This window comes from Variovorax paradoxus (assembly GCF_024734665.1).
GTDB lineage: Bacteria > Pseudomonadota > Gammaproteobacteria > Burkholderiales > Burkholderiaceae_C > Variovorax.
The window spans coordinates 4,660,440-4,682,931 of record NZ_CP102931.1 but is presented as its reverse complement, the minus strand read 5'-3'; the positions used below and the strand labels follow the sequence as shown (position 1 = coordinate 4,682,931).

Sequence of the window (22,492 nt, the reverse complement as noted above, 5' to 3'; positions counted from 1 at the left end):
GCAGGTCGCACGCAGATGACGCACACGAGGCTCTCGCGCACAGTCGCCTTCATGCTGCTCGTCGCAGTGTGGGTGACGTCGACGCTCGGCCTCGTGCATGCCACGCTGCACGTGCCGGGCGATCGCGCCTGGGCCCTGTCCGCCGAGCGCGCGACCGCCGTGGCTGCCGGGGCCTCTGAGGCTCACGCCCCGGCGCAGCGGCACACCTGGCTGCATGCGCTGTTCGGCGACAAGACCGACGCCGAGTGCCGGCTGTACGACCGGCTGTCGCACGGCTTCAGCGCGCCCGGCGTGCCGCTGCTGGTGCTGCCGATGGTGCTGCCGTCGGCCACCTTCGCGTATCTGCAGGGCGAAGCCGTCGCCCGCTGGATCGTGCTGTTCGACGCACGCGGCCCACCTTCCACTCGCTGAATTTCCGATGTGTTCCGACTGCCGCACCCGCTTGGCGTGGGTGGCGGCCGGTCGCCCCTTGATTTCAACGAGTGTCCATTCATGACTCCCAATTTCCCTCGCAACGCCATCGGCGTTGCCGTTCTTTCGCTTGCCTCTTTCGCAAGCCTGGCCCAGGCGCAGGCCCAACCCGCCGACGCCACCAGCCTGCGTGAAGTCACCGTCACCGGCAACCCGCTCGGCGCCAGCGACCTGATCGCGCCGACCACCACGCTGTCGGGCGACAAGCTGCTGCTGCGCTCCGAATCGACCCTCGGCCAAACGCTCGACAACGTGCCCGGCGTGAGCAGCAGCTACTTCGGCCCCAACGCCAGCCGCCCGATCATCCGCGGCCAGGACGGCGACCGCATCCGCATCCTGCAGAACGGCGGCGGCGCGCCCGACGCCTCGGCGCTGAGCTACGACCACGCCGTGCCGGTCGACGCACTGGTGACCGACCGCATCGAAGTGCTGCGCGGCCCTTCGGCGCTGCAGTACGGCGGCAGCGCCGTCGGCGGCGTGGTCAATGTGATCGACAACCGCATTCCGACGGAGCCGATCAACGGCTTCGGCGGCCGCGCCGACCTGGGCTATTCCACCGGCAACAAGGAAAAGAACGGCGGCGTGGTGCTCGAAGGCGGCAACGACCGCCTGGCGATCCACGTCGACGCCTTCAACCGCGACTCGAAAGACGTGTCGGTGCCGATCACGCTCGAATGCAGCAAGCCCGGCTCGCCGTGGACTGCGCGCAAGATCTGCAACTCGGCCAACGAGGCGCACGGCGGCGCCGTCGGCGGCACGATGTTCTTCGACCAGGGCTACATCGGCGCCTCGGTCAGCACCTACCGCAGCAAGTACGGCACCGTGGCCGAGGACGACGTCACCATCGGCATGAAGTCCGACCGCTATGCAATCGAAGGCGAGTGGCGCCCGGGCGGCTTCATCAGCAGCATCCACGCGAAGCTGAGCCACACGGACTACCGCCACACCGAGTTCGAGGGCGGCGAAGCCGGCACCACGTTCTCGAACATGAGCAACGACCTGCGCATCGAGGCGCGCCACCAGAAGATCGGCAACTTCGAAGGCTTGGTCGGCTTCAGCAGCGAAACCAATCGCTTCGCCGCCGACGGCGAGGAGGCCTTTGCGCCGCACAGCCGCACGCGCTCCAACGCGCTGTTCATGTACGAGGAATACGGCACTTCATGGGGCCGCCTGAGCTTCGGTGCGCGCACCGAGCAGGTCCGCATCCGCTCGCTGGGCTACCCGGACGATCCGACGGTCACGCGCTTTGCCGTCGGAGAGCGCACCTTCAATCCGCACAGCGCGGCCTTCGGTGCGCTGGTCAACCTCGCGCCGCAGTGGCAGCTGACTTCGAATCTCGCCTACACCGAGCGCGCGCCGAAAGACTACGAGCTGCTGGCCAACGGCCCCCACGTGGCAACGGCCGCATGGGAGGTGGGCGACCCGAACCTGAAGAAGGAGAAGTCGACCGGCCTCGATCTGGGCGCTCAATGGAAGTCGGGGCCCAACACGGCCCGCGTCAACGCGTATGTCACGCGCTTCAGCAACTACATCGGCTTGACGGCATCGGGGCGCAACCTCGATGAAGAGGGCAACGTGGCCGAGCCCGGCGCCACCGACACGCTGGCGGAGTACGTCTACAGCGGCGTGCGCGCGCGCTTCACCGGCATCGAGGCCAACGGCAACCTGCGCCTGCTGGGCACTGACGGCTTCGCACGCATGGGCGATGCGGGCACGCTCGACCTCGAGTGGCGCGGCGACATCGTGCGCGCGAAGAACCTCGACACCGGCGAGCCGCTGCCGCGCATCGCGCCGCTGCGCCTGGGCGCAACGCTGGCCTATGCCAACGGCCCGTGGGGCGCGCGCTTCGGCTTCGACTACAACGCGGCGCAGCACCGCATTCCGTCGGTGGGTGCGCGCGAAACCGATGCATACACGCTGTGGAATGCGGCCATCACCTACCGCATGAAGGTGCAGCGCGCCAACCTCACCTGGTATGCGCGCATGGACAACATCACGAACAAGCTGGCCTACAGCGCGACCTCGATCCTGACGACGACGGTGTATCCGAACGCGCCGTTGCCGGGGCGGACGTTGAAGGTCGGCCTGCGCGTGACGTTCTAAGGGCGCAAGGGGCGGGCGAAGACGAAAGAGTCCCTCGGCTATCCTCGCCGAGTGAATTCCATCGTCATCTCCTCGCTCCTCCCCGTCGTCCTGCTCATCGCTGTCGGCTATCTGGCAGGCAAGCGCCGCTGGATCGGCGGCAATGCGGTGAAAGACCTGTCGCACCTCATCTTCCTGCTGCTCGCGCCTGCGCTGCTGTTCCGCGCCATGAGCACGGTGCACGTCGAGCAGTTGAGCCTCAAGCCCGTGGCGGCGTACTTCATCGCCTCGGGCCTGCTGTTCGCGGGCACGCTGGCGCTGCGTGGGTTCAACCGCACGGCGGCGGTGCTCGCGCTGGCCAACACCTACAGCAACACCGTGATGATCGGCATCGCGCTGATCGGCCTCGCATACGGCGAGGAGGGCATGGTGGTGCTGCTCACGCTGATTTCGCTGCATTCGCTGGTGCTGCTGACCAGTGCCACGGTGGTGCTGGAGCTGGCCGTCGCGCGCGAGCAGGCCGGCGCCGCTGGCGCAGACAAGCGGCCGTCGATGGCTCGCACCGTGATGCGCGCGCTGCGCAACGCCATCATTCACCCCGTGCCGATGCCGATCATCGCGGGCCTGCTGTTCGCGCAGACCGGGCTGGTCATGCCCGAGGTCATCGACAAGCCGATCCAGCTGCTGGGCCAGGCCTTCGGGCCGATCGCGCTGGTGATGGTGGGTATTACCCTCGCGCTCACGCCCATCGGTCGGCACTGGCGCGGCGCGCTGGTGCAGGCACTGGTGAAGAACCTGCTGCATCCGCTGCTGGTGGCCGTCATCGGCTGGCTGCTGGGCGTGCGCGGCATTCCGCTCACGGTGATGGTGGTGGCTGCGGCGCTGCCGATCGGCGCCAACGTGTTCCTGTTCTCGCAACGCTACCGCACGTCCGAAGACCTGGTGACTGCCAGCGTCGCGGTGTCGACGGTACTGGGGCTCGTCACGCTCACGCTCGTGATGATGTGTGTGCAGTGGCTGCCCTGAGTCCTTCGGTCTCTTCTCCTTGGCGTTGAGCGGACTTTCGCCTTAGAACGCTTCGCCGCACGCCTATGTCGTTCGGCAGGGTGGCCGTTTGGCGAGATGGCGCGGGGCCGCTGGCACCCTACATTTGCCGGCTGATGATTCACCCGGCGCGCTCTTCGCCCCTTCTTGCTATGGCGGTGGTCGCGACGGTGATCGCGCTGCACGGCCGTCCCGCGCAGGCCGCGGAGCCCGCTGGCGCGGCCAAGCCGTGCCGCACGCCGTGCCTGTCGGCGAACGCGCCGCGCGAGCCGGCCGAGCCGCCTCCCGCCGAGAAGTCTGAAAAGACGGACGAGACGCCGCTGAAGCCGAAGCCGGTGATCAGGACACGCGCGCAGCCGGCCGCGTCGCCATCACCGCCGCCAGTGCAACGCGAAGCCGCCGCGCCGCGCCCTGCGCCATCGAAGCGCTGCAGCGAAATCAACATGCGCGCCGCCGTCGGCGAGCCGCTGTCGGACCAGGACATGAAGACATTGAGGAGCCAATGCTGATGACGACCACCACCCAACGAGTCCGCACGGCGCTGCGCCTGTTCGCGCTGTGCGCCGCCGCCGTACTTGCCGCCGCCTGCGCGCACCGCCCCGCGCCCGGCAACGCCATGCCCTTCGACCAGGCCATGAACCAGGCGGTGGACGACCTGATGGTGCAGACGCAGAAGCTGCCGGCCTTCCTGGCCAAGGTGGAGTCGACGCTCACGCAGCGCCGCATCGTGATCGATCCGCTGCTCGAAGGCGCAAGCGGCCAGCAGACCGAGGTGACGCGCGTGGCCGAGCAGCGCATCGTCCAGCGCATGCAGGCGCAGTTCAAGCAGTTCACCGTCACGCCGTTCAACGCCAGCGAGATCGGCAACGCGCAGTACGTGCTGAACGGCACGCTGGTGCGCGACAAGGACGCCTCTGGCGGGCCGTACCGGTTGAACCTTGCACTGACCGAGATCAAGAGCGGCGTGGTGATTGCGCAGTCGGTCACGCGCATCAGCGATGCCACGCTCGACACGCGGCCCACCGCCTTCTTCCGCGACAGCCCGGTGAACGGCAAGGACCGCGGCGTCGAGGGCTACATCCGCACCGCCGAAACCCAACCCGGCCAGGCCGCCGACGCGCTGTACCTGGAGCGCTTGCCAACCTCGACAGTGCTGCAGGAAGCCACAGCCGCCTATGAGGCCGGCCGCATGAGCGAGGCACTGAGCCGCTACGAGGCCGCGGCGAAGCGGCCCGACGGCCAGCAGCTGCGCATCTACAGCGGGCTGTACCTCACGCAATCGCAGCTCGGCCGCACTGCTGATGCCGAGAAAACCTTCGGCACCATCGCGCGCCTTGGGCTCGAAACCAACAACCTGAGCGTGAAGTTCCTGTTCAAGCCGGGCTCGACCGACTTTCTCTCCGACCCGAAGATCAGCACCGCCTATCCGATGTGGCTGCGCCAGATCGCGCGGCAGGCGGCGCAGATCGATTCATGTGTGGTGGTCACGGGCCATACCAGCCGCACGGGCTCGGAGGCGGTGAACGAGCGGCTGTCTCTGCAGCGCGCGGTGAGCGTGAAGGCCCGGCTGGTGGGCGAGGCGCCGCCGCTGTCGAAGAAGCTGCGCGAATCGGGCATGGGCTTTCGCGAGAACATCGTCGGTACGGGGGCCGACGATGCGAGCGACGCGCTGGACCGGCGCGTCGAATTCAAGGTCGTAGGCTGCGAGGCCTGACGACGACTTGACTCAGGGGGCGAGGCGCTCGCGCACCCAGTCGCTGCCTTCGAGCCGGTAGCGCAGCCGGTCATGCAGCCGGCTCTTGCGGCCTTGCCAGAACTCCCAGCGGTCGGGCACCAGCCGGTAGCCGCCCCAGTGCGGCGGGCGCGGCGGTGAGAGCAAATGCTTGGCGGCGAACACGGCCGCGTTCTTCACCAGCACGTCGCGTCCGCTGATCACTTCGCTCTGCGGGCTGGCCCAGGCGCCGATGCGCGAGTCGAGCGGTCGGCTTGCGAAGTAGGCGTCGCTCTCTTCGGCGCCCGCCTTCTCGACGCGGCCTTCGATGCGCACCACGCGCTCCAGCTCGACCCAGTGGAACTGCAGCGAAGCGTACGGATTGCCCGACAGCTCGCGGCCCTTGCGGCTCTCATAGTTGGTGTACCAGACGATGCCGCGCGCGTCGTAGCCCTTGATGAGCACGATGCGGCTCGACGGCCGCAGGTCGCTGCCCACGGTGCACAGCGTCATCGCATTGGGCTCGGGCACCTGCGCGTCGATGGCTTCGGTGAGCCAGCGTTCGAACTGCTTCAGCGGATCGCCGGCGCTGTGGGCCTCGCCGAGCTCGGCTCGCTCGTAGCTCTTGCGCAGTGCCGCCAGTGCGTCATTGGAGAGAGGAGAAGTCATGCCGGGATTGTTGCGCACATACTCGGCCCATGACGACACAGAAGGCGAATTCCCCGGTAGTGATCGTGCTGGCCTCGGGCCGCGGCGAGCGTTTCATCGCGGCTGGCGGCACGGGCTCGAAGCTGAAGGCGCTGCTCGCCGGCAAGTCGGTGCTGGAGCGCACGCTCGACGCGGTGCGCGCCAGCGGCCTGCCGTGGCATGTGGAAGACGCGGGGCACCCCGGCATGGGCGACTCGATTGCGGCGGCCGTGCGCGCCACGTCCGATGCGGCTGGCTGGCTGATCCTGCCGGGCGATCTGCCGCTGGTGCTGCCCGCGACGCTGCAGGCCGTTGCAGCTGCCCTCGGCGGCCGGGTGAATGCCGTGCAGCCGCAATACCGGGGCGAACGCGGGCATCCGGTGGGCTTTGCCGCCGGATGCGGCGCGCAGCTCGCTACCTTGGAGGGAGGCCTTGGCGCATCGTCCATCCTGCGGTCGATGCGCGCCATCGATTCGGTCGCCGACCTGGCGGTGGACGATGTCGGCGTGGTCACCGACATCGACACGCCCGAGGCGCTGGCGCAGGCCGAGGCACTGTGGCTGGCGCGCGTGGGCGCCTAGCCTTTTCTATTCGATCTCAGGGCTTGGCGATCACGGCGCAGGCGATGCGCGGGCCCGAGTTGCCTGCCGGCTGCGTCGTGAAATCGTCGGGGTCGCGGTGCACCACCAGCGCACGGCCGACCACGCTGTTGGCGGCGCCCGGCGTCAGCGAGATCGCGTGGTCTTCCACGCTGAAGCGCGCCATGCCGCTGGCGTCGGCGCGCAGGCTCGGCAGTTCGCCGGCATGGCTGCCCGGCGCGGCGAACTTGCCGTGCGTGCCGCCGGCCGGGTTGAAGTGGCCGCCCGAGGCATTGCCGTTGTCGCCGCAGTCGCCCTTTTCGTGGATGTGGAAGCCGTGCTCGCTGCCCGGCACCAGGCCGCGCACCTCGCCCGACACGCGCACGCCATGCTCGAGGGCGGTGAAGGTCACCGTGCCGCGCGTCGGGTTGGGCGTGATCGCGGCGGTCGGCACCAGTTCGACGGCCGTGCTCGGCTTGCCGCCCATGCTGCCGCAGGCGGCCAGGAGGGCCGAGGCGAGGAGGGCGGTGCCGGTGGCGATGAGACGACGTTGGTTCATGTGTTTTCCTTGGAGGGTCCGGAAGATTGGGAGGATTCGGATTTGTCTGGAGACCCCGGAACATATACCGGAGCCTGCGGTGCATCGCAATCAGCAGCGTTCCCCGACTGGCGCTGCTCCTGTTCCTTTGCAGCGGCCAGCGCCACCAGCCGCGCCAGCGCCGCGTCGTGGATCGAGTGCCGCTGCAGCTCCAGCAGCGTCTGCTGCGCGTAGTCGAGCGAGCTGCCGTAGCGGCCGACGGCGTGGGTAAAGATGTGGCGGTAGTGATCGTCGCTGAGCTCGCCCGTGAAGTTGGGGCTGCGCCGCGACAGCGTGAACGCCAGCGCGCGCACCGAACCTTCAGCCGTGCCGCATTGCAGCCACCTGGGGTCGTACACGCCGGTCGGCATCTCGCGCAGCCAGAGCCGGCCCAGGGTTTCGAGGCCCTCGGCCTTCGGCACGCGGAACACCATGCCGCGGCAGCTGCCGCCCGAGAGCAGCCCGAACACGAGGCCCGGCGTCTGCACGCTGCCGCGGTTCACGCGGCTCCACATCTTCAGCGCCCGGTGCCAGCCGTGCACCCAGGCAGGTCGGCGTTCAGTGAAGCTGAATTCGGGCCGCCAGATCAGCGAGCCGTAGCCGAAGAGCCAGAGGTCCTCATGTCCGCCCCAGTCGGCGATGGCGCGCTCGAGCATCGGCTGCGGGTCGCGCAGGGGCTTGGGCATGGGGTCGAGTCCCGGCGGACCGGGGTTCGGCGCAGGGTCCGACACGGGGGTGTCAGGGCCGACGCCTACAATTTCCTGATCATGGTTCACCGCACCATTATTTACCGACCTCTTTCCTACGGAGCAAGACCCGCAATGAGCGACGACGACAGCCAGCAGAATTTCATCATCGGATTCGTCATGGCGCTGATCGCCCTGGTGATCTTCTTCGTGGTGGGCATCGTGCTCTGGCACAAGGGGCACAACCCGGCGGCCGCCAAGCCCGCTGCGGCAGTGACGATCTCGGCGCCTGCCCCCAGTGCGGCACCCAAGGTGGCCGAAGTCACCGAGACGGTGACGGTCACGATCCCCGACGGCGCCAGCGTCCGCGTGGTCGACGGCGTGGTGAGCTTCTACTTCGCGACCGGCAGCGCCGATCTCGCACCGGGCGCCGCCGAAGCACTGGCCGCGGTCATCAAGGGCGTCGAAAGCGGCCGCAAGGCGGTGATCTCGGGCTTCCACGACACCACCGGCGACGCCGCCATCAACGAACAGCTCGCGAAGAAGCGCGCCGAGATGGTGCGCGACGTGCTCGTGGGCCTGGGCGTTCCGGCGGCCAAGGTCGACCTGCAGAAGCCCGCCGTGACGGCCGGCACTGGCAACAACGCCGAGGCGCGCCGTGTCGAGGTGAAGCTGGTCGACTGAGCGCCACGCACCCCGATTGCCAGATCAGAGAAGAAGCCCGGTAACGCCGGGCTTTTTTGCGTACGCCTCCCGGCAGGGCGCGAATGGGTAAATTCGTATTGCCTGGCGCCCGGATTTCATCGGGCTTTAGCGCCCGGCTTGTTACCATGGGCCTCCAGGCCCACAGTCGCCCTGGCGACATGCAGCAAGAGCCACGTACCCCCATGAGCAGCAGCACAAACCCCACCGTCCGCGACGTTACCGATCGCATCCGCGAGCGCAGCCAGGGGCTGCGCGGCGCCTACCTCACCCGCCTTGCCGAAATCCGCGCCCGCGACCGCGGCTCCGACCGCATGGGCTGCGCCAACGTGGCGCACGCCGTGGCCGGCATCCCGGCCAACGACAAGTTCCGCGTGGTGACCGAGCGCGCGCCCAACATCGGCATCGTCACCGCCTACAACGACATGCTCTCGGCCCACGCGCCGTACCAGGGCTATCCGGACATCATCAAGCAGGAGGCCCGCCGCCTCGGTGCTACCGCACAGGTGGCCGGCGGCGTGCCTGCCATGTGCGACGGCGTCACGCAGGGCACGCCCGGCATGGAGCTGAGCCTGTTCAGCCGCGACCTGATCGCCATGAGCACCGCTGTTGCGCTCACGCACGACATGTTCGATGCGGCGCTGCTGCTGGGCGTGTGCGACAAGATCGTGCCGGGCCTGCTCATCGGCGCTCTGCACTTCGGCCACTTGCCGACCGTGTTCGTGCCAGCCGGCCCGATGCCCTCGGGCCTGTCGAACGGTGCCAAGTCGAAGGTGCGCGAGCAGGCGGCGCAGGGTCTTGTGGGCCGCCAGGGCCTGCTCGACGCCGAGATGGCCGCCTATCACACGGTCGGCACCTGTACCTTCTACGGCACCGCCAACAGCAACCAGATGCTGCTCGAAGCCATGGGTCTGCACGTGCCCGGCACGGCCTTCATCCAGCCGGGCGACGCGATGCGTGAAACGCTCACCCGTGAGGCCGTGCGTACGGTGCTAGGCAAGGCGGGCGAGGCCGCGTTCAACTGTCCGCCCATCGGCGAGATGGTGGACGAGCGCTGCATCGTCAACGCCATGGTTGCGCTGCTCGCCACGGGCGGCTCCACCAACCACCTGATCCACTGGGTGGCCGTGGCGCGCGCCGCAGGCATCCTGATCGACTGGGACGATTTCTCCAAGCTCTCCGACGTGGTGCCGCTGCTGAGCCGCGTGTATCCCAACGGCAGCGCCGACGTGAACGAGTTCCAGGCCTCGGGCGGCCCCGGTTTCGTGATCGGCGAACTGGTCGATGCCGGCCTCATGCATGCCGACGTGCTGACTGTGCGTTCGGGCGGCATCCGCGAATTCGCGAACATTCCGGCGCTCGCGGGTGATGCGGGCGAGCACCGCCTGCAATGGACCCCCGCCGCGCCCCTGAAGAACGAAGCCGTCACGCGCACCGTCGCGAGCCCGTTCAGCGCCACTGGCGGCCTGAAGCTGCTGAGTGGAAACCTCGGCCGCAGCGTCATCAAGGTGTCTTCGGTGCCCGACGACCGCCACGTCATCGAAGCCCCTGCGCGCGTGTTCGACTCGCAGGCCGCGCTGCAGAAGGCATTCACCGCCGGTGAGCTGGAGTGCGACGTGGTCTGCGTGGTGCGCTGGCAGGGCCCGCAGGCCAACGGCATGCCCGAGCTGCACAAGCTCACGCCGCCGCTGTCGGTGCTGCAGGGCAAGGGATTCCGCGTGGCTCTGGTCACCGACGGCCGCATGAGCGGCGCGTCGGGCAAGATTCCGGCCGCGATCCACGTCTCGCCCGAAGCGGCCGCGGGCGGCCCGCTTGCCAAGGTGCGCGACGGCGACCTGATCCGTCTCGACTCCGTCGCGGGTACGCTCGCCGTGTTGCTGCCCGAAGACGAATGGGCAGCGCGCGAGACCGCAACGCAACCCGAAGCGCAGCGCATCGCCGGCGGACACGGCCTCGGCCGCGAACTGTTCGCCGGCATGCGCCGCAATGCATTGACCGCAGAAGAAGGAGCCTGCTCATGGCTATGAACGAAAAACTCACCGCGCTGGACGTGATGCGCGACGCCCCGGTCATTCCGGTCATCGTGCTGAACGACGTGAAAGATGCCGTGCCCCTGGCGCGCGCGCTGGTGGCCGGCGGCATCCGCATGCTCGAAGTCACGCTGCGTACGCCGCAGGCGCTGCAATGCATCGAGGCCATCGCCAAGGACGTGCCCGAGGCCGTGGCCGGCGCCGGCACCATCCGCAGCGCTGCCGATGCGCAAGCCTCGGCGCTGGCCGGTGCCAAGTTCGGCGTGAGCCCGGGCTACACGCGCGCGGTCGGCAAGGCTTGCCACGACCTCGGCCTGCCGCTGCTGCCCGGCGTGGCCACCGGCAGCGAAATCATGACGGCGCAGGAAGACGGCTACACGCAGCTGAAGTTCTTCCCCGCGCTGCAGGCCGGCGGCCTGCCGATGCTCAAGGCCTGGCAGGGTCCGTTCGGCGACGTCACCTTCTGCCCGACGGGCGGCATCCATGCTGGCAACGCGGCCGAGTTTCTTGCGCTGTCGAACGTGGCCTGCGTGGGCGGTTCGTGGATCGTGCCGACCGACGCGATCCGTGATGGCGACTGGGCGCGCATCGAGCAGCTGGCACGCGCCGCGAGCCAGCTGCCGCGCTGAGCATCGCCATGAGCGGCGTTGATTTCGACGCGAGCGACCTCAAGGTCATCGCGTTCGACGTTTTCGGTACGGTGGTCGACTGGCACAGCGGCATTGCCGCCGAGGCCGAGAGCGCACTGCCTGGCGTGGACGGCGCAGCCTTCGCGCTGGCCTGGCGTGCCGGCTACCAGCCCGCGATGAAGGCAGTGATGGAGCGCATCGCCGCGGGCGAGGGCGGCTTCACGCTGCTCGACGAACTGCACCTGAGCATGCTCGAACAGGTGCTGCACGACTTCAGCTTGGCCAACCACCTCGACACCGCCGCCAAGCGCGATTTGAGCCGCGCCTGGCACCGCCTGCCGGCCTGGCCCGATTCGGTGGCCGGGCTCACGCGGCTCAAGAAGAAGTTCACCATCTGCACGCTGTCGAACGGCAACATCGGCCTGCTCACCGAAATGGCGAAGCGCGCCGGCCTGCCCTGGGACTGCGTGTTGTCGGCCGAAGTGTTCAAGGCCTACAAACCCGATCCGCGCACCTACCTCGGCGTGGCGGGTGTGTTCGACGCAACGCCCGGGCAGGTGATGCTGGCCGCCGCGCACCACGACGACCTGGCCGCCGCGCGCACCTGCGGCCTGAAGACCGCGTACATCGAGCGCCCGCATGAATTCGGCCGCGCCAGGCCGAAGGATGTTTCGCCGCAGCCAGACAACAACCTGCATGCGCGCGACATCAACGAGTTGGCGGACCTGCTGGGCTGCTGATCAGTCGGTGAGCAGCTTCTCCACCGTGCGCAGGTTGCGCGTGGTGGTGCTCGACTTGTAGCGGGTCTTGGCGAGCAGCTTGGCCACCGGCGTATCGAGACTCTCGCCGCGCGGGCATTGCCAGTACAGCACGCCCTTGCCGCGCTTCAGCTGTTCGACATCGGCATCGACGGTGCCGGCCTTCTCCACGATTTCATCGAGCATCGCGGCGTCGGAGCCGAACACGATGTAGGGATGGCGCTCCTCGTCGATGCGCTCGAAGGGGTAGCCCGCCGCCATCTCGGCCACGGTCTTCTGCGTGAGCAGCACGATCCACGCGTCGTAGCCGAAGCGCTTGCGCAGCGCCTGCTCGATGCGCGTGCGCAGCGCGGCGGCATCACTCTCGCCGGTGTCGAACAGCACGTTGCCACTCGCGAGCACGGTGCGCACTGCGCCGAAGCCCAGCTCGACGAAAAGCGCCTTCAGGTCGGCGCTCTTGATGGCGATGCCGTTGACGTTCACGCCGCGCAGCAACGCGACGTGGCGGGTTGTCGTGGCCTGCTTCTTCGTGCTTGCCATGGGCTGCCCCGCCGGGGTTCAGCGCAGACCGCCGCCAGCGGCGCCTTCGTCGCGCTGGATCAGCTCGATCTTGTAGCCATCAGGGTCCGTGACGAACGCAATCACCGTGGTGCCACCCTTGACCGGCCCCGCCTCGCGCGTCACGTTGCCACCCGCGGCCTTGATCTTCTCGCAGGCCGCATATGCATCGGGCACGCCTAGCGCGATGTGGCCGTAGGCAGTGCCGAGTTCGTAGCTTTCGGTGCCCCAGTTGTAGGTGAGCTCGATCTCGGCCTGGTCGGGGTTGCCCTTGCCGTAGCCGATGAAGGCCAGGCTGTACTTGTACTCGGGGTTTTCGGACGTGCGCAGCAGGTTCATGCCGAGCACCTTGGTGTAGAAGTCGATGGAGCGCTGGAGGTTGCCAACGCGCAGCATGGTGTGAAGGAGTCGCATCTCGTGGTGCCGTGTAGTTATGGGAAAGATCGGAAAGGGAGGCCGCTATTGTCTGCCTCCCGGCGCTGCGATCAAGCCGCCAGTGTCAGCAGGTGGGCCTGGTGGCGCTTCAGGAATTCCATCAGGTGCTGCGGGTACTCGGGTACCACGGCGTTGCGCACGCTGGGGCGGGCGGCCAGCGCCTTGCGCCAGGCGTCGACCTTGGGCAGGGCGTCGAACAGGTGCGAATCGCTGATCGCGTCGAACACTTCGAAGTAGCGCAACACCGGTGCGAAGACCGCGTCGACGAGGCTGAAGCTGCGGCCCGCGAAGTAGGGGCCTTCGCCCAGTACGGCCTCGACGCGCTCGAACTTGGCGATGAGCGCGAGGCGCTTCTGCTCGAACACGGCCGCGTCCTGCGTGGTCTCGTAGCCCCAGAGGTCGGCGAGGATGGCCGAGCCGAATTCCATCCAGGCGCGGTGCTCGGCGCGGGTGAGCGGGTCTTCGGGGTGCAGGCGCGCGCCGGGCTGGGTTTCTTCGAGGTATTCGCAGATCACGTTGCTTTCGAACAGCACGGCCTCGCTGCCATCGGGCCGCTGCACCTTCAGCAGCGGCACCTTGCCAAGCGGCGAGATGTCGAGGAACCACTGGGGCTTGTTGGCGAGGTCGATCACGATGCGCTCGAAGGGCACGTCTTTTTCATTCAGCGCGATCGCGGCGCGCTGCACGTACGGGCACAGCAGGTGGCTGACGAGGGTGAGGGCTTGTCGCGTCATGGGGCTTCCGTTCTTTGGGATGGATGTGTCTGGAACGCCGCGATTCTTGCGATCCCGAACAACCTTTTCCCGATAAGCCCATTCGAGAAACGGCCCCCTTGTGCTAATGCTGCTAGGCCGCCGTGTCGAGCCAGTGCGTGATACGCCCGCCGTGCATCACGCCGATGCGGTCGGCCATGGCGTGCGCTTCAGCCTCGTTGTGCGTGACGAGAATCGCGGTCTGTCCGGCCTGCTTCAGGATGCCGCGCACTTCCGTGGTCAGCCGCTCGCGCGTGCCGCCGTCGAGGTTGGAGAACGGCTCGTCGAGCAGCAGCAGCGCAGGCGAGGGCGCGAGCGCACGGGCCAGCGCAATGCGTTGCTGCTGGCCGCCGGAGAGCTCGTGCGGATAGCGTTCGCCCGCATCGGCGAGGCCGACCAGCGCGAGCATTTTTGCGACGCGCGATTGCTGCGCCGCACGGTCCATGCGACGCAGCCCGAACGCCACGTTCTTCGCGGCCGACAGATGCGGAAACAGCGCGTACTCCTGGAACATCATGCCCACGCGCCGCTGCTCGGGCGGCAGGTGCTTCTGCGCGGACGACAGCAGTACGTCGCCGAGCCGGACCGTGCCGGCGCGCACGGGTTCGAAGCCCGCGATGGCGCGCAGCACCGTCGTCTTGCCGCAGCCCGAGGGGCCGAACAGGCAGCCGATGTCGCCCGCGTTCAATGTCAGCGAGAAGCCATCGACGACCGTGTGCAGGCCGCGCGGCGTGTCGTAGGCGAGCTGGATTGAGTCGATGTGCAGAGGGGAACTCATGTCTTGTCGGGACCGGGTGTGAGCGAAGGCGTGCCCAACTGATTGCGCGCTAGCAGCACGACGGGCAGCAGGCCGGCCAGCACGATCGCGAGCGCGGCAATTGCGCCTTCTTCATAAGTGCCGCGCGCGGCCTCGGCATAGAGCCAAGTGGCGAGGGTGTCGAAGTTGGCGGGCCGCAGCAGCAGCGTGGCCGGCAGCTCCTTCATTGCATCGACGAACACCAGCAGCGCGGCTGCAGCCATGGCGGGGCGCAGCAGCGGCAGATGCACGCGGCGCAGCGTGCCAGCGGTGGTTTCGCCGAGCAGGCGCGAGGCTTGCTCGATGGCAGGCGGAATGCGCGCGAGGCCGGCCTCGATGCCGCCGACGGGCATCGCGAGAAAGCGGATAGCGCAGGCCACGACCAGCACGACGCCGGCGCCCATCAGCGGCAGGCCCTGCCAGCCGAATGCGGTGGCCAGGGCGGCATCGAAGGCCAGTGCAGGCGTTAGCAGCCCGATGGCCAGCACCGTGCCCGGCACCGCATAGCCCAGAGTTGCCACGCGCGCCTGCCAGCGCGCGCGGTTGAGGCCCGAACCCTGGCTGCGCGAAGCCCAGGCGACGACAAGCCCCGCCGCCACCGCGACCACGGTGACGCCCGAAGCCAGCGCCAGCGTGTTGCCGAGGCTGGCAATGAGGCCGCGGGAAACGCCACCGCCCTGTTGCAGCCGCTTGGCGCTTTCCCAGACGAGGTAGAGCGCAGGGGCCACGAAGCCGATCAGCACGGGCGCCGAGGCTGTTGCGGTCGCAGCCCAGGCCGCGCCGCCATGCAAGCGTCGTGGCTGCACCGCGCGCATGCGCTGTGCCGAACCGAAGCGCTGGTGCTGCCGGCCGTTGCGTTCGAGCCAGACCAGCGCCACCACCACGAACAGCATCGCGCACGCAATCTGCGCCGCACCCGCCAGGTCGGAGCGCGTGATCCACGTGGTGTAGACCGCCACCGTCAAGGTGTTCACGCCCAGGAATTCAGAAGCGCCGATGTCGTTGAGCGTTTCGAGCAGCGCCAGGCTCAGCCCCACGGCCAGCGCCGGCCGTGCCAGCGGCAGTGCCACGCGAAAGAACGCACCGCGCCGGCTTTCGCCGAGCATGCGGGCCGCTTCCATCAGGTGCGCCGGCTGCGTCATGAACATCGCGCGCGCCGTCATGTAAACGTACGGATAGAGCACAAAGCCCAGCACGAAGATCGCACCGGGCATCGATCGCAGGTCGGGCAGGCGGAACTGGCGCGGGCTGTCGAAGCCCAGCACCCAGCGGATCGCGCCCTGCACGGGGCCAATGGGGTGCAGCAGATCGAGGTACGCGAAGGCGACGATGTAGGTCGGCATTGCCAGCGGCAGCAGCAGCGCCCAGTGCAGCACACCGCGGCCGGGAAAGTCGTGCGCCGTTACCAGCCACGCGCAGCCGGTGCCGATCACCAGCACCAGCGCGCCCACGCCCGTGAGCAGCAGGGCCGTGTTGAGCGCCGCCTGCGGCAGCACGTGCGCGAACAGCGGGCCCCAGTGGCCGACGCCCGAACCGAACGCGAGCCACGTCAGTGTTAGCACCGGCGCGAGCACGCCGATGGCAATCAGGAATGACGCGCAGCGCCACGCCGGGCCCGCGGCGCGCAGGCCCGGCGGCTGGCGCCGCGCTGTCAGCATTCAGTCGCCGGCAAGGCGTGCCCGGCCGTCCATGTCACTGGTCGAAGCCGACCTTGTCGACGAGGGCGCTGGCCTGCTTGCGGTACTTGGCGATCTCGGTCAGCGGCAGCGGATCGACCTTCAGCTCGCCGATGGTCTGCCCGATGATCGGGTCGAGTGCCACGCCCTTGCGCACCGGGTATTCGTAGTTGGTCTGCGCGTACAGCGATTGCGCCGGTTCCGACACCAGGAACTCGAGCAGCTTGACCGCGTTGGCGCGCTGCGGCGCGTTCTTTGCCACGGCCGCGCCGCTGATGTTGACGTGCGTGCCGCCGCTTTTTGCATTGGCGAAGGTCGGGCGCACCACCTTGATGGCGTCGCCCCACTTGCGCGCGTCGGTGCCTTCCTTAGCGCTCTTCATCTGGCCGACGTAGTACGAGTTGGCCAGGCCCACGTCGCAGATGCCGCCGAGGATGTCGCGCGCCACGTCGCGGTCGCCGCCCGTGGCCTTGCGTGCCAGGTTGGCCTTCACGCCACGCAGCCACTGCTCGGCCTTGGCTTCGCCGTCGTGGGCGATCAGCGAGGCGACCAGTGCGGTGTTGTAGGGGTGCTGGCCGGCGCGGATGCAGACCTTGCCCTTGTACTTCGGGTTGGCAAGGTCTTCGTAGCGGAAGCTCGTGAGGGGCAGGCTCTTGTCGGCATACAGCACACGTGCGCGCAGCGAGAGCGAGAACCACTGGCCGTCGGCGCCGCGCAGGTTGGCCGGAATGGCCGATTCGAGCGCGGCCGATTTCACCGGCTGCGTTACGCCGCCATCGACCAGGTCCATCAGGTTGCCGATGTCCACCGTCATCAGCACGTCGGCCGGCGAGCGTGCGCCTTCGGCCTTGACGCGCTCCAGCAGGCCGTCTTTCACGAACACGGTGTTGACCTTGATGTTGCTCTGCGCGCTGAAGGCCGAGATCAGCGGCTGGATCAGCGCGGGCTCGCGCGTCGTGTAGAGGGTGAGTTCGTCGGTGGCGGCCTGAGCGGGCAGGGCGGCGACGGCAAGCCAGGCGGCGCTGGTGGCGAACAGTGCGCGCACGGCGCGGCCTTGGACGCTTGAGCGTTCGGTCATGAGAATCCTCCGGGAGCGGGTGTTCTAGAAAGCTCCGAGGCCTGTTGCAGGTCTCGGATGAGAATAATTATCACTGGGGGCATGAACTGCGACGCCTTTGGACTTACAGGTCGAAGGCCTACTGCCTCGTTGCAAAGTACGGTGCCTGCGCCGCTCAACAGGATGTGATGAACGTGAAGCGATCTGTTTTCGTGCTCGTGTCGGCGGTCTACGCGCTGTTCTGCACCGCGATGCTGTTCGGCATTCCGCGCAACCGCTACGAGTGGATGCTGGAAGACCCGGCGATGCGCACCGACGGCATGACCTTCTGCACCTTGCCCATCGACCACGGGGTGGACGCGCGGGTCGAGTCTTTCGCGTACCTGATTCCCTTGCTGGTCGTGGCGGTGGTGCTGTCGGTGCGGCGGCGCAAGCCGCACTGGCTGCTGTGGGTGGGGCTGGTGCTGGCGGTGCTCTGGGGCGTTCGCTTCCTGGTGCTGACGCCCTCCTGCCCAACCCGATAGCAACCCTGGCGCAAGGGCTCAGCGCGCCGGCGGCACCTCGAACACCAGACAGGTGGTCGTGGCGTGCGCGAACAGCGTGCCGTCGGGCCCATAGAGGCGAGCCTCGGCGGTGGCGAGCTGCTTGCCGCAATGGATCACCTTTCCTTCGGCGCGCACGCGCTGAACCTTGGGCGTGAGGCCCTTCACGTAGTTCACGCTCAGCTCGGCGGTGGTGTAGGCGCGCCCGGGCGGCATCATCGTGTGCACGGAGCAGCCCAGGGCCGAATCGAGCATCGTCGCGACCCAGCCGCCATGGATGGTGCCCAGCGGGTTCAGGTGTTGCGGCAGCGGCGTGCCCTGGAAGATGGCCACGCCCTGGCGCACTTCGAGGATCGTGAAGTCCAGCGTCTTGGCGATGGCCGCATAGGGAATGTCGCCGTTCAGCATCGCCTGCATCACTTCGAGGCCGGTCTTGCCGGCGATCTGCTCGGGGCGGGCGAGGCCGGGGCCCGGGCCGGCTTCGAGGCGCTCGGCGATGCGGCGTTCTTCGGCGATCCAGGCTTCGAGTTGGTTGGGGTTTTGTGTCATGCCTGTGTTCCTCCTGGGGGCTTTGGCGTAGGGTGGTAGTTGCATATGCAATAGTTGCACATACAATAATATCCCATGGACACCCCCACCAAGCCACGCGGCTGCACCAGCTTCAAGGTGCGCCAGCTTTCGCGCCGTCTTTCGCAGTTCTACGACGCCGAGGTGTCGAAGAGCGGCTTGAAGACCACGCAGTACTCGCTGCTGTCGAACCTCGCGCGGCTCGGCCCTTCGCGGCCGGTCGACCTGGCGGGCGAACTCAAGATGACCGCCTCGACCCTGAGCCGCAACCTGCAGCCGCTGATCGTCGCGGGCCTGGTCGCGCAGACCGCCGGTGCCGATGCGCGCAGCCGGCTGGTGCATGTGACGCCCGAGGGCGAAGAGAAACGGCGCGAGGCGCTGGCCCACTGGAAGACCGCGCAGCAAAAGCTCAATGCGCTGCTGGGTGTGGAGCGCGTGCTGGCGCTGCACCTGCTGATCGACGAGTCGATGGAACTGCTGGGCGCCGAAGACGTGCCCGACGGCGACGACTGACCCGCCTCCAACCGCTTTCCCGACCCCATCCCATCACGCGTTCCGTCGCGCGCGGCTTCCGTTTTTTCTTCTCCTCCACATCTCATTCCAACAGCAGAGGTCCCATGTTCGCCACCCCCGTTTCCGCATGGCTCCAGCGCCGCGGCATCCACTACGGATGGATCGTCGCCGCCATCACCTTCCTGACCATGCTGACCATGTCGGCCGCGCTGGGCCTGCCGGGCGCCATGCTGCAGCCGCTGGGCAAGGAGTTCGGCTGGAGCACCGAGCAGATCTCGTCGGCGCTCGCTCTGCGCTTCGCGCTGTTCGGCCTCATGGGCCCATTCGCCGCGGTGCTGATGGAACGCTACGGCCTGCGCGCGGTGATCTGCACCGGCCTCGCGCTCGTCGGCATGGGCATGGCGCTGGTCACCATGGCCTCGCAGCTGTGGCAGCTGTTCGTGCTGTGGAGCCTGATGCTGGGCCTGGGCACCGGCATGACGGCGCTGGTGCTCGGCGCGGTAGTGGCCAACCGGTGGTTCGTCGCGCGGCGCGGGCTGGTGATCGGCATGCTCACTGCGAGTTCGGCGACCGGGCAGCTGGCCTTCCTGCCGTTCGCGGCCTGGATGATCGAACACTGGGGCTGGCGCTCGGCCATCGTGCCGATCGTGATCGGCAGCATCCTCATCGGCGTGCTGGCGCTGTGCCTCATGCGCAACCGGCCTTCGGACATCGGCCTGCTGCCTTATGGCGAACTGCCCGGCACGCAGCCGGCAGCGCCTGCCGTCGCCGCGCCAGCGATGAATTTCGCCACGCCGTTCCGCGTGCTGAAGGAGGTGTCGACCAACCGCACTTTCTGGATCCTGGCCGGCACCTTCTTCATCTGCGGCCTGAGCACCAACGGGCTCGTGCAGACGCACTTCATCTCGCTGTGCGGCGACAACGGCATGGGCGCGGTGCCCGCTGCCTCGGTGCTCGCGATGATGGGCGCCTTCGACTTCGTCGGCACGATCCTCTCGGGCTGGCTGTCGGACCGCTATGACAACCGCAAGCTGCTGTTCTGGTACTACGGCCTGCGCGGGCTGTCGCTGTTCTGGCTGCCGCATTCGGAATTCACCATCTACGGCCTGGGCATATTCGCGATGTTCTACGGCCTCGACTGGATCGCCACCGTGCCGCCGACCGTCAAGCTCGCGGGCGCCGCCTTCGGCCCGGCCAAGGTCGGCCTCGTGTTCGGCTGGGTCTTTGCCGCGCACCAGCTGGGCGCCGCCACGGCTGCCTATGGCGCCGGCTTTGCTCGCACGCTGCTGCTGACCTACACCCCGGCGCTCTACGCGGCTGGCGCGGCCTGCCTGGTGGCGGCGCTGATCGTGATGATGATCCGCCGCCCGGCGGCGAAGGCCGGCACGCCGGTCACGCCTTCCGCAGCGGCACGTGCCTGAACGCATCGAGGCTCCCTCCATGACAGCTTCAAACAGCACCGCCGAACTCGACCCGCGCACGCGCCGCCTGCTCGAGGCGCCCATCGTTCCCACGCTGCTGCGCCTCGCCGCGCCCAACGTGCTGGTGATGGTGGCGCAGGCCTCCGTTGGCCTCATCGAAACCTACTTCGTCGGCAAGCTCGGCACCAATGCGCTCGCGGGCATGGCGCTGGTGTTCCCCATCGTCATGCTGATGCAGATGACATCGAGCGGTGCCATGGGTGGCGGCATCGCCTCGTCGATTGCCCGCGCGCTAGGCGCACGCCGCCGCGCCGATGCCGACGCGCTGGTGTGGCATGCCATCGTCATAGCGCTGGGCTTCGGCCTGTGCTTCACGCTGGCGTTGCTGCTGGGCGGACGCTGGCTCTACGGAATCATGGGCGGCACCGGGCCCGCGCTCGACGCGGCGCTCACGTACTCGAACTGGGTGTTCGCGGGCGCGATGCTCGTGTGGCTCTTCAATTCGCTCTCGGCCATCATTCGCGGCACCGGCAACATGTCCGTGCCGGCCAACGTCACTGTGGTGGGCGTGGTGTTCCTCATTCCGGCGTCGCCGCTGCTGATATTCGGTGTCGGGCCGCTGCCGGGCATGGGCATCGCGGGCGGCGCGATGGCGCTGCTGCTGTACTACCTGCTGGGCTCTATCGCGCTCATCGTCTATCTGCGCTCGCCGCGCAGCCTGCTGCGGCCCACGCTGGCCGCGCTCAAGCTGCGCTGGCCGCTGTTCCGCGACATCCTGCGCATCGGGCTGGTGGGCGCGGTGTCGACGGTGGCGACCAACCTGTCGATCGGCATCGCCACTGCGCTGACGGGGCACTTCGGCTCGGGTGCGCTGGCCGGCTACGGCACGGCCTCGCGGCTCGAATACCTGCTGGTGCCGCTGGTGTTCGGCCTTGGCGCGCCGCTGGTTGCGATGGTCGGCACCTGCATGGGGGCCGGGCAGCGCGAGCGTGCGCTGCGTGCCACCTGGGCCGGCGCGGCGTTGGCCTTTGCGCTGACCGAGACCATCGGCATTGCGGCCGCGCTGTTCCCGCGCCCATGGCTGCTGCTGTTCGGCAACGACCCGGCCATGCTCGAAACCGGCGCGCACTACCTGCGCGTGGTGGGGCCGCTGTATGGCTTCTTCGGCGTCGGGCTGGTGCTGTATTTCGCGTCGCAGGGCGCGGGCCGCCTGCTGTGGCCGGTGCTGGGCAACATCGCGCGCCTGGCGGTTGCCGGCACGGGCGGCTGGCTGGCGCTGCGCTGGGGTGGCGGGCTCACCGGCGTGTTCGCGGCGCAGGGCGTGGCACTCGTGGTGTACGGCATCGTGATCGCATCGGCCATCGCGGGCGGCGCCTGGTTCGGCCGCGTGGGCTGGCCGCGCACCACCAACGGCCTGCTGCGGCGCGTGGCGCAGGCCTGAGAACAGTTTTCAACGATTTCCATCAACGAAAGACTCATCATGAAAATCAAGGACTCCGTGGTCTTCATCACCGGCGCCAATCGCGGCCTCGGTCTCGCCTTTGCGAAGGCGGCGCTGGCAGCGGGTGCGCGCAAGGTCTATGGCGCGGCGCGCGACCCGAAGAGCATCGTCTTGCCCGGCGTGACGCCGGTGGCACTCGACGTGACGCAGCCCGCGCAGATCGAAGCGGCCGTGCGCGCCTGCGGCGACGTCACGCTGCTCGTCAACAACGCGGGCATCTCTCGCGGCTCCAGCTTCCTCGGCTCACCCGATGCGCTGGCCGCTGCGCGCGCCGAATTCGAAACCAATTTCTTCGGCCCCTGGGCGCTGACGCAGGCCTTCGCGTCCGTGCTCGCGGCCAACGGCGGCGGGGGTGTGATCAACGTGCTGTCGGCCCTGAGCTGGACCACCTTCCCGAGCGTTGCGACCTACAGCGCGACCAAGTCGGCGGCCTGGTCGCTGAGCAACGGCCTGCGCAATGAACTGGCCGGGCAGGGCACGCAGGTCACGAGCCTGCACGTGGGCTACATGGACACCGACATGGCCGCGCATGTGCAGGGCGACAAGTCCTCGCCGGACGACGTGGCGCGCCAGGCGCTGGCGGGCGTGGAGGCGGGGCGGCCCGAGGTGCTGGCGGACGAAGTCTCGCGGCAGCTCAAGCAGACCCTGTCGAGCGCGACGCCGCCCTATGCGGGTTCCCCGGCCTGAACGCAAAACCCGGGCACGCGGCCCGGGTCTTC

At 68.3% G+C, this 22,492-nt stretch carries 25 protein-coding genes; 15 read left to right on the top strand and 10 right to left on the bottom strand.

Going from position 1 to position 22,492, the window contains the following annotated elements:
* Nucleotides 1-51 precede the first annotated feature (51 nt).
* From NWF24_RS22175 to NWF24_RS22155, 5 genes are all read left to right on the top strand, one after another.
* The gene (locus NWF24_RS22175; RefSeq protein ID WP_258350426.1) at nucleotides 52-411 is read left to right on the top strand and encodes a hypothetical protein; all 360 of its coding nucleotides are present in this window, start codon (nucleotides 52-54) and stop codon (nucleotides 409-411) included.
* An 81-nt stretch (nucleotides 412-492) separates the two neighbouring features.
* On the top strand, nucleotides 493-2,574 hold the full coding sequence (locus NWF24_RS22170) for a TonB-dependent receptor (RefSeq protein ID WP_258350425.1): 2,082 nt from the start codon (nucleotides 493-495) through the stop codon (nucleotides 2,572-2,574).
* A 51-nt stretch (nucleotides 2,575-2,625) separates the two neighbouring features.
* Nucleotides 2,626-3,579 (top strand): AEC family transporter, encoded by a 954-nt coding sequence (locus NWF24_RS22165; RefSeq protein WP_093058248.1) that lies wholly within the window; start codon nucleotides 2,626-2,628, stop codon nucleotides 3,577-3,579.
* Between the two features lie 170 nt (nucleotides 3,580-3,749).
* Nucleotides 3,750-4,106 (top strand): hypothetical protein, encoded by a 357-nt coding sequence (locus NWF24_RS22160; RefSeq protein ID WP_258350422.1) that lies wholly within the window; start codon nucleotides 3,750-3,752, stop codon nucleotides 4,104-4,106.
* Nucleotides 4,100-5,311, top strand: a complete 1,212-nt coding sequence (locus tag NWF24_RS22155) for an OmpA family protein (protein WP_309148842.1) — start codon at nucleotides 4,100-4,102, stop codon at nucleotides 5,309-5,311. Before NWF24_RS22160 ends, NWF24_RS22155 begins: the two co-directional genes overlap by 7 nt.
* A 12-nt stretch (nucleotides 5,312-5,323) precedes the next feature.
* Here NWF24_RS22155 and pdxH read toward each other — a convergent pair whose 3' ends face one another.
* A complete protein-coding gene (gene pdxH / locus NWF24_RS22150) occupies nucleotides 5,324-5,977 on the bottom strand; it encodes a pyridoxamine 5'-phosphate oxidase (RefSeq protein ID WP_097200856.1) in 654 nt (217 codons plus the stop codon).
* A 29-nt stretch (nucleotides 5,978-6,006) separates the two neighbouring features.
* Here pdxH and NWF24_RS22145 point away from each other — a divergent pair, with 29 nt between their 5' ends.
* Complete coding sequence (locus NWF24_RS22145) at nucleotides 6,007-6,576, top strand: nucleotidyltransferase family protein (RefSeq protein ID WP_258350416.1); 570 nt, start codon at nucleotides 6,007-6,009, stop codon at nucleotides 6,574-6,576.
* 16 nt (nucleotides 6,577-6,592) lie between these two features.
* Here the strand turns inward: NWF24_RS22145 and NWF24_RS22140 are convergent, their stop codons facing one another.
* The gene (locus tag NWF24_RS22140; protein ID WP_258350415.1) at nucleotides 6,593-7,132 is read right to left on the bottom strand and encodes a superoxide dismutase family protein; all 540 of its coding nucleotides are present in this window, start codon (nucleotides 7,130-7,132) and stop codon (nucleotides 6,593-6,595) included.
* Nucleotides 7,129-7,836: a gamma-glutamylcyclotransferase gene (locus tag NWF24_RS22135; RefSeq protein WP_258350414.1), complete on the bottom strand. Its 708-nt coding sequence runs from the start codon at nucleotides 7,834-7,836 to the stop codon at nucleotides 7,129-7,131. The genes NWF24_RS22140 and NWF24_RS22135 overlap by 4 nt, the downstream gene beginning before the upstream one ends.
* A gap of 135 nt (nucleotides 7,837-7,971) precedes the next feature.
* Here NWF24_RS22135 and NWF24_RS22130 point away from each other — a divergent pair, with 135 nt between their 5' ends.
* The 4 genes from NWF24_RS22130 (at nucleotide 7,972) to NWF24_RS22115 (ending at nucleotide 11,937) form a co-directional block, all read left to right on the top strand.
* Nucleotides 7,972-8,520, top strand: coding sequence for an OmpA family protein (locus NWF24_RS22130; protein WP_093078833.1), 549 nt, complete (start codon nucleotides 7,972-7,974; stop codon nucleotides 8,518-8,520).
* Between the two features lie 203 nt (nucleotides 8,521-8,723).
* Nucleotides 8,724-10,565, top strand: a complete 1,842-nt coding sequence (edd, locus tag NWF24_RS22125) for a phosphogluconate dehydratase (protein WP_258350413.1) — start codon at nucleotides 8,724-8,726, stop codon at nucleotides 10,563-10,565.
* A complete protein-coding gene (gene eda / locus NWF24_RS22120; RefSeq protein WP_093058255.1) occupies nucleotides 10,556-11,197 on the top strand; it encodes a bifunctional 4-hydroxy-2-oxoglutarate aldolase/2-dehydro-3-deoxy-phosphogluconate aldolase in 642 nt (213 codons plus the stop codon). The genes edd and eda overlap by 10 nt, the downstream gene beginning before the upstream one ends.
* 8 nt (nucleotides 11,198-11,205) lie before the next feature.
* Nucleotides 11,206-11,937: a haloacid dehalogenase type II gene (locus NWF24_RS22115; RefSeq protein WP_258350410.1), complete on the top strand. Its 732-nt coding sequence runs from the start codon at nucleotides 11,206-11,208 to the stop codon at nucleotides 11,935-11,937.
* Here NWF24_RS22115 and NWF24_RS22110 read toward each other — a convergent pair whose 3' ends face one another.
* The 6 genes from NWF24_RS22110 to NWF24_RS22085 all read right to left on the bottom strand — a co-directional run bounded on the left by NWF24_RS22110 (nucleotide 11,938) and on the right by NWF24_RS22085 (nucleotide 17,250).
* Entirely contained in the window at nucleotides 11,938-12,495 is a 558-nt protein-coding gene (locus tag NWF24_RS22110; RefSeq protein WP_258350407.1) for a DUF1697 domain-containing protein, read from the bottom strand.
* An 18-nt stretch (nucleotides 12,496-12,513) separates the two neighbouring features.
* Nucleotides 12,514-12,927, bottom strand: coding sequence for a lactoylglutathione lyase (gloA, locus tag NWF24_RS22105; RefSeq protein WP_081268016.1), 414 nt, complete (start codon nucleotides 12,925-12,927; stop codon nucleotides 12,514-12,516).
* 71 nt (nucleotides 12,928-12,998) lie between these two features.
* Entirely contained in the window at nucleotides 12,999-13,682 is a 684-nt protein-coding gene (locus NWF24_RS22100) for a glutathione S-transferase family protein (protein ID WP_258350405.1), read from the bottom strand.
* Between the two features lie 112 nt (nucleotides 13,683-13,794).
* Nucleotides 13,795-14,478 carry an ABC transporter ATP-binding protein gene (locus NWF24_RS22095; RefSeq protein ID WP_258350404.1) on the bottom strand — a complete coding sequence of 228 codons (684 nt, stop codon included), beginning with the start codon at nucleotides 14,476-14,478 and terminating at the stop codon, nucleotides 13,795-13,797.
* Nucleotides 14,475-16,154: an ABC transporter permease gene (locus NWF24_RS22090; RefSeq protein WP_258350403.1), complete on the bottom strand. Its 1,680-nt coding sequence runs from the start codon at nucleotides 16,152-16,154 to the stop codon at nucleotides 14,475-14,477. The genes NWF24_RS22095 and NWF24_RS22090 overlap by 4 nt, the downstream gene beginning before the upstream one ends.
* A gap of 34 nt (nucleotides 16,155-16,188) precedes the next feature.
* Nucleotides 16,189-17,250: a Fe(3+) ABC transporter substrate-binding protein gene (locus tag NWF24_RS22085; RefSeq protein WP_258350401.1), complete on the bottom strand. Its 1,062-nt coding sequence runs from the start codon at nucleotides 17,248-17,250 to the stop codon at nucleotides 16,189-16,191.
* A gap of 173 nt (nucleotides 17,251-17,423) precedes the next feature.
* Between NWF24_RS22085 and NWF24_RS22080 the strand changes: the two genes are divergently transcribed.
* Nucleotides 17,424-17,753: a hypothetical protein gene (locus NWF24_RS22080; RefSeq protein ID WP_258350400.1), complete on the top strand. Its 330-nt coding sequence runs from the start codon at nucleotides 17,424-17,426 to the stop codon at nucleotides 17,751-17,753.
* A gap of 18 nt (nucleotides 17,754-17,771) precedes the next feature.
* Here the strand turns inward: NWF24_RS22080 and NWF24_RS22075 are convergent, their stop codons facing one another.
* Entirely contained in the window at nucleotides 17,772-18,320 is a 549-nt protein-coding gene (locus NWF24_RS22075) for a PaaI family thioesterase (RefSeq protein ID WP_258350399.1), read from the bottom strand.
* A 75-nt stretch (nucleotides 18,321-18,395) separates the two neighbouring features.
* Between NWF24_RS22075 and NWF24_RS22070 the strand changes: the two genes are divergently transcribed.
* From NWF24_RS22070 to NWF24_RS22055, 4 genes are all read left to right on the top strand, one after another.
* On the top strand, nucleotides 18,396-18,851 hold the full coding sequence (locus NWF24_RS22070; protein WP_093058264.1) for a MarR family winged helix-turn-helix transcriptional regulator: 456 nt from the start codon (nucleotides 18,396-18,398) through the stop codon (nucleotides 18,849-18,851).
* A 104-nt stretch (nucleotides 18,852-18,955) separates the two neighbouring features.
* Complete coding sequence (locus NWF24_RS22065) at nucleotides 18,956-20,272, top strand: MFS transporter (RefSeq protein ID WP_258350398.1); 1,317 nt, start codon at nucleotides 18,956-18,958, stop codon at nucleotides 20,270-20,272.
* A gap of 19 nt (nucleotides 20,273-20,291) precedes the next feature.
* Nucleotides 20,292-21,713 (top strand): MATE family efflux transporter, encoded by a 1,422-nt coding sequence (locus tag NWF24_RS22060; protein ID WP_258350397.1) that lies wholly within the window; start codon nucleotides 20,292-20,294, stop codon nucleotides 21,711-21,713.
* A gap of 39 nt (nucleotides 21,714-21,752) precedes the next feature.
* Entirely contained in the window at nucleotides 21,753-22,460 is a 708-nt protein-coding gene (locus NWF24_RS22055) for an SDR family oxidoreductase (protein WP_258350396.1), read from the top strand.
* Nucleotides 22,461-22,492: the final 32 nt, after the last annotated feature.

Bases quoted from the DNA above. Each gene is read 5' to 3' on its own strand.
- NWF24_RS22175 (WP_258350426.1), top strand. From the start codon at position 52: ATGCTGCTCGTCGCAGTGTGGGTGACGTCGACGCTCGGCCTCGTGCAT.
- NWF24_RS22170 (WP_258350425.1), top strand. From the start codon at position 493: ATGACTCCCAATTTCCCTCGCAACGCCATCGGCGTTGCCGTTCTTTCG.
- NWF24_RS22160 (WP_258350422.1), top strand. From the start codon at position 3,750: ATGGCGGTGGTCGCGACGGTGATCGCGCTGCACGGCCGTCCCGCGCAG.
- NWF24_RS22155 (WP_309148842.1), top strand. From the start codon at position 4,100: ATGCTGATGACGACCACCACCCAACGAGTCCGCACGGCGCTGCGCCTG.
- pdxH (WP_097200856.1), bottom strand. From the start codon at position 5,977: ATGACTTCTCCTCTCTCCAATGACGCACTGGCGGCACTGCGCAAGAGC.
- NWF24_RS22145 (WP_258350416.1), top strand. From the start codon at position 6,007: ATGACGACACAGAAGGCGAATTCCCCGGTAGTGATCGTGCTGGCCTCG.
- NWF24_RS22140 (WP_258350415.1), bottom strand. From the start codon at position 7,132: ATGAACCAACGTCGTCTCATCGCCACCGGCACCGCCCTCCTCGCCTCG.
- NWF24_RS22135 (WP_258350414.1), bottom strand. From the start codon at position 7,836: ATGCCCAAGCCCCTGCGCGACCCGCAGCCGATGCTCGAGCGCGCCATC.
- NWF24_RS22130 (WP_093078833.1), top strand. From the start codon at position 7,972: ATGAGCGACGACGACAGCCAGCAGAATTTCATCATCGGATTCGTCATG.
- edd (WP_258350413.1), top strand. From the start codon at position 8,724: ATGAGCAGCAGCACAAACCCCACCGTCCGCGACGTTACCGATCGCATC.
- eda (WP_093058255.1), top strand. From the start codon at position 10,556: ATGGCTATGAACGAAAAACTCACCGCGCTGGACGTGATGCGCGACGCC.
- NWF24_RS22115 (WP_258350410.1), top strand. From the start codon at position 11,206: ATGAGCGGCGTTGATTTCGACGCGAGCGACCTCAAGGTCATCGCGTTC.
- NWF24_RS22110 (WP_258350407.1), bottom strand. From the start codon at position 12,495: ATGGCAAGCACGAAGAAGCAGGCCACGACAACCCGCCACGTCGCGTTG.
- gloA (WP_081268016.1), bottom strand. From the start codon at position 12,927: ATGCGACTCCTTCACACCATGCTGCGCGTTGGCAACCTCCAGCGCTCC.
- NWF24_RS22100 (WP_258350405.1), bottom strand. From the start codon at position 13,682: ATGACGCGACAAGCCCTCACCCTCGTCAGCCACCTGCTGTGCCCGTAC.
- NWF24_RS22095 (WP_258350404.1), bottom strand. From the start codon at position 14,478: ATGAGTTCCCCTCTGCACATCGACTCAATCCAGCTCGCCTACGACACG.
- NWF24_RS22090 (WP_258350403.1), bottom strand. From the start codon at position 16,154: ATGCTGACAGCGCGGCGCCAGCCGCCGGGCCTGCGCGCCGCGGGCCCG.
- NWF24_RS22085 (WP_258350401.1), bottom strand. From the start codon at position 17,250: ATGACCGAACGCTCAAGCGTCCAAGGCCGCGCCGTGCGCGCACTGTTC.
- NWF24_RS22075 (WP_258350399.1), bottom strand. From the start codon at position 18,320: ATGACACAAAACCCCAACCAACTCGAAGCCTGGATCGCCGAAGAACGC.
- NWF24_RS22070 (WP_093058264.1), top strand. From the start codon at position 18,396: ATGGACACCCCCACCAAGCCACGCGGCTGCACCAGCTTCAAGGTGCGC.
- NWF24_RS22065 (WP_258350398.1), top strand. From the start codon at position 18,956: ATGTTCGCCACCCCCGTTTCCGCATGGCTCCAGCGCCGCGGCATCCAC.
- NWF24_RS22060 (WP_258350397.1), top strand. From the start codon at position 20,292: ATGACAGCTTCAAACAGCACCGCCGAACTCGACCCGCGCACGCGCCGC.
- NWF24_RS22055 (WP_258350396.1), top strand. From the start codon at position 21,753: ATGAAAATCAAGGACTCCGTGGTCTTCATCACCGGCGCCAATCGCGGC.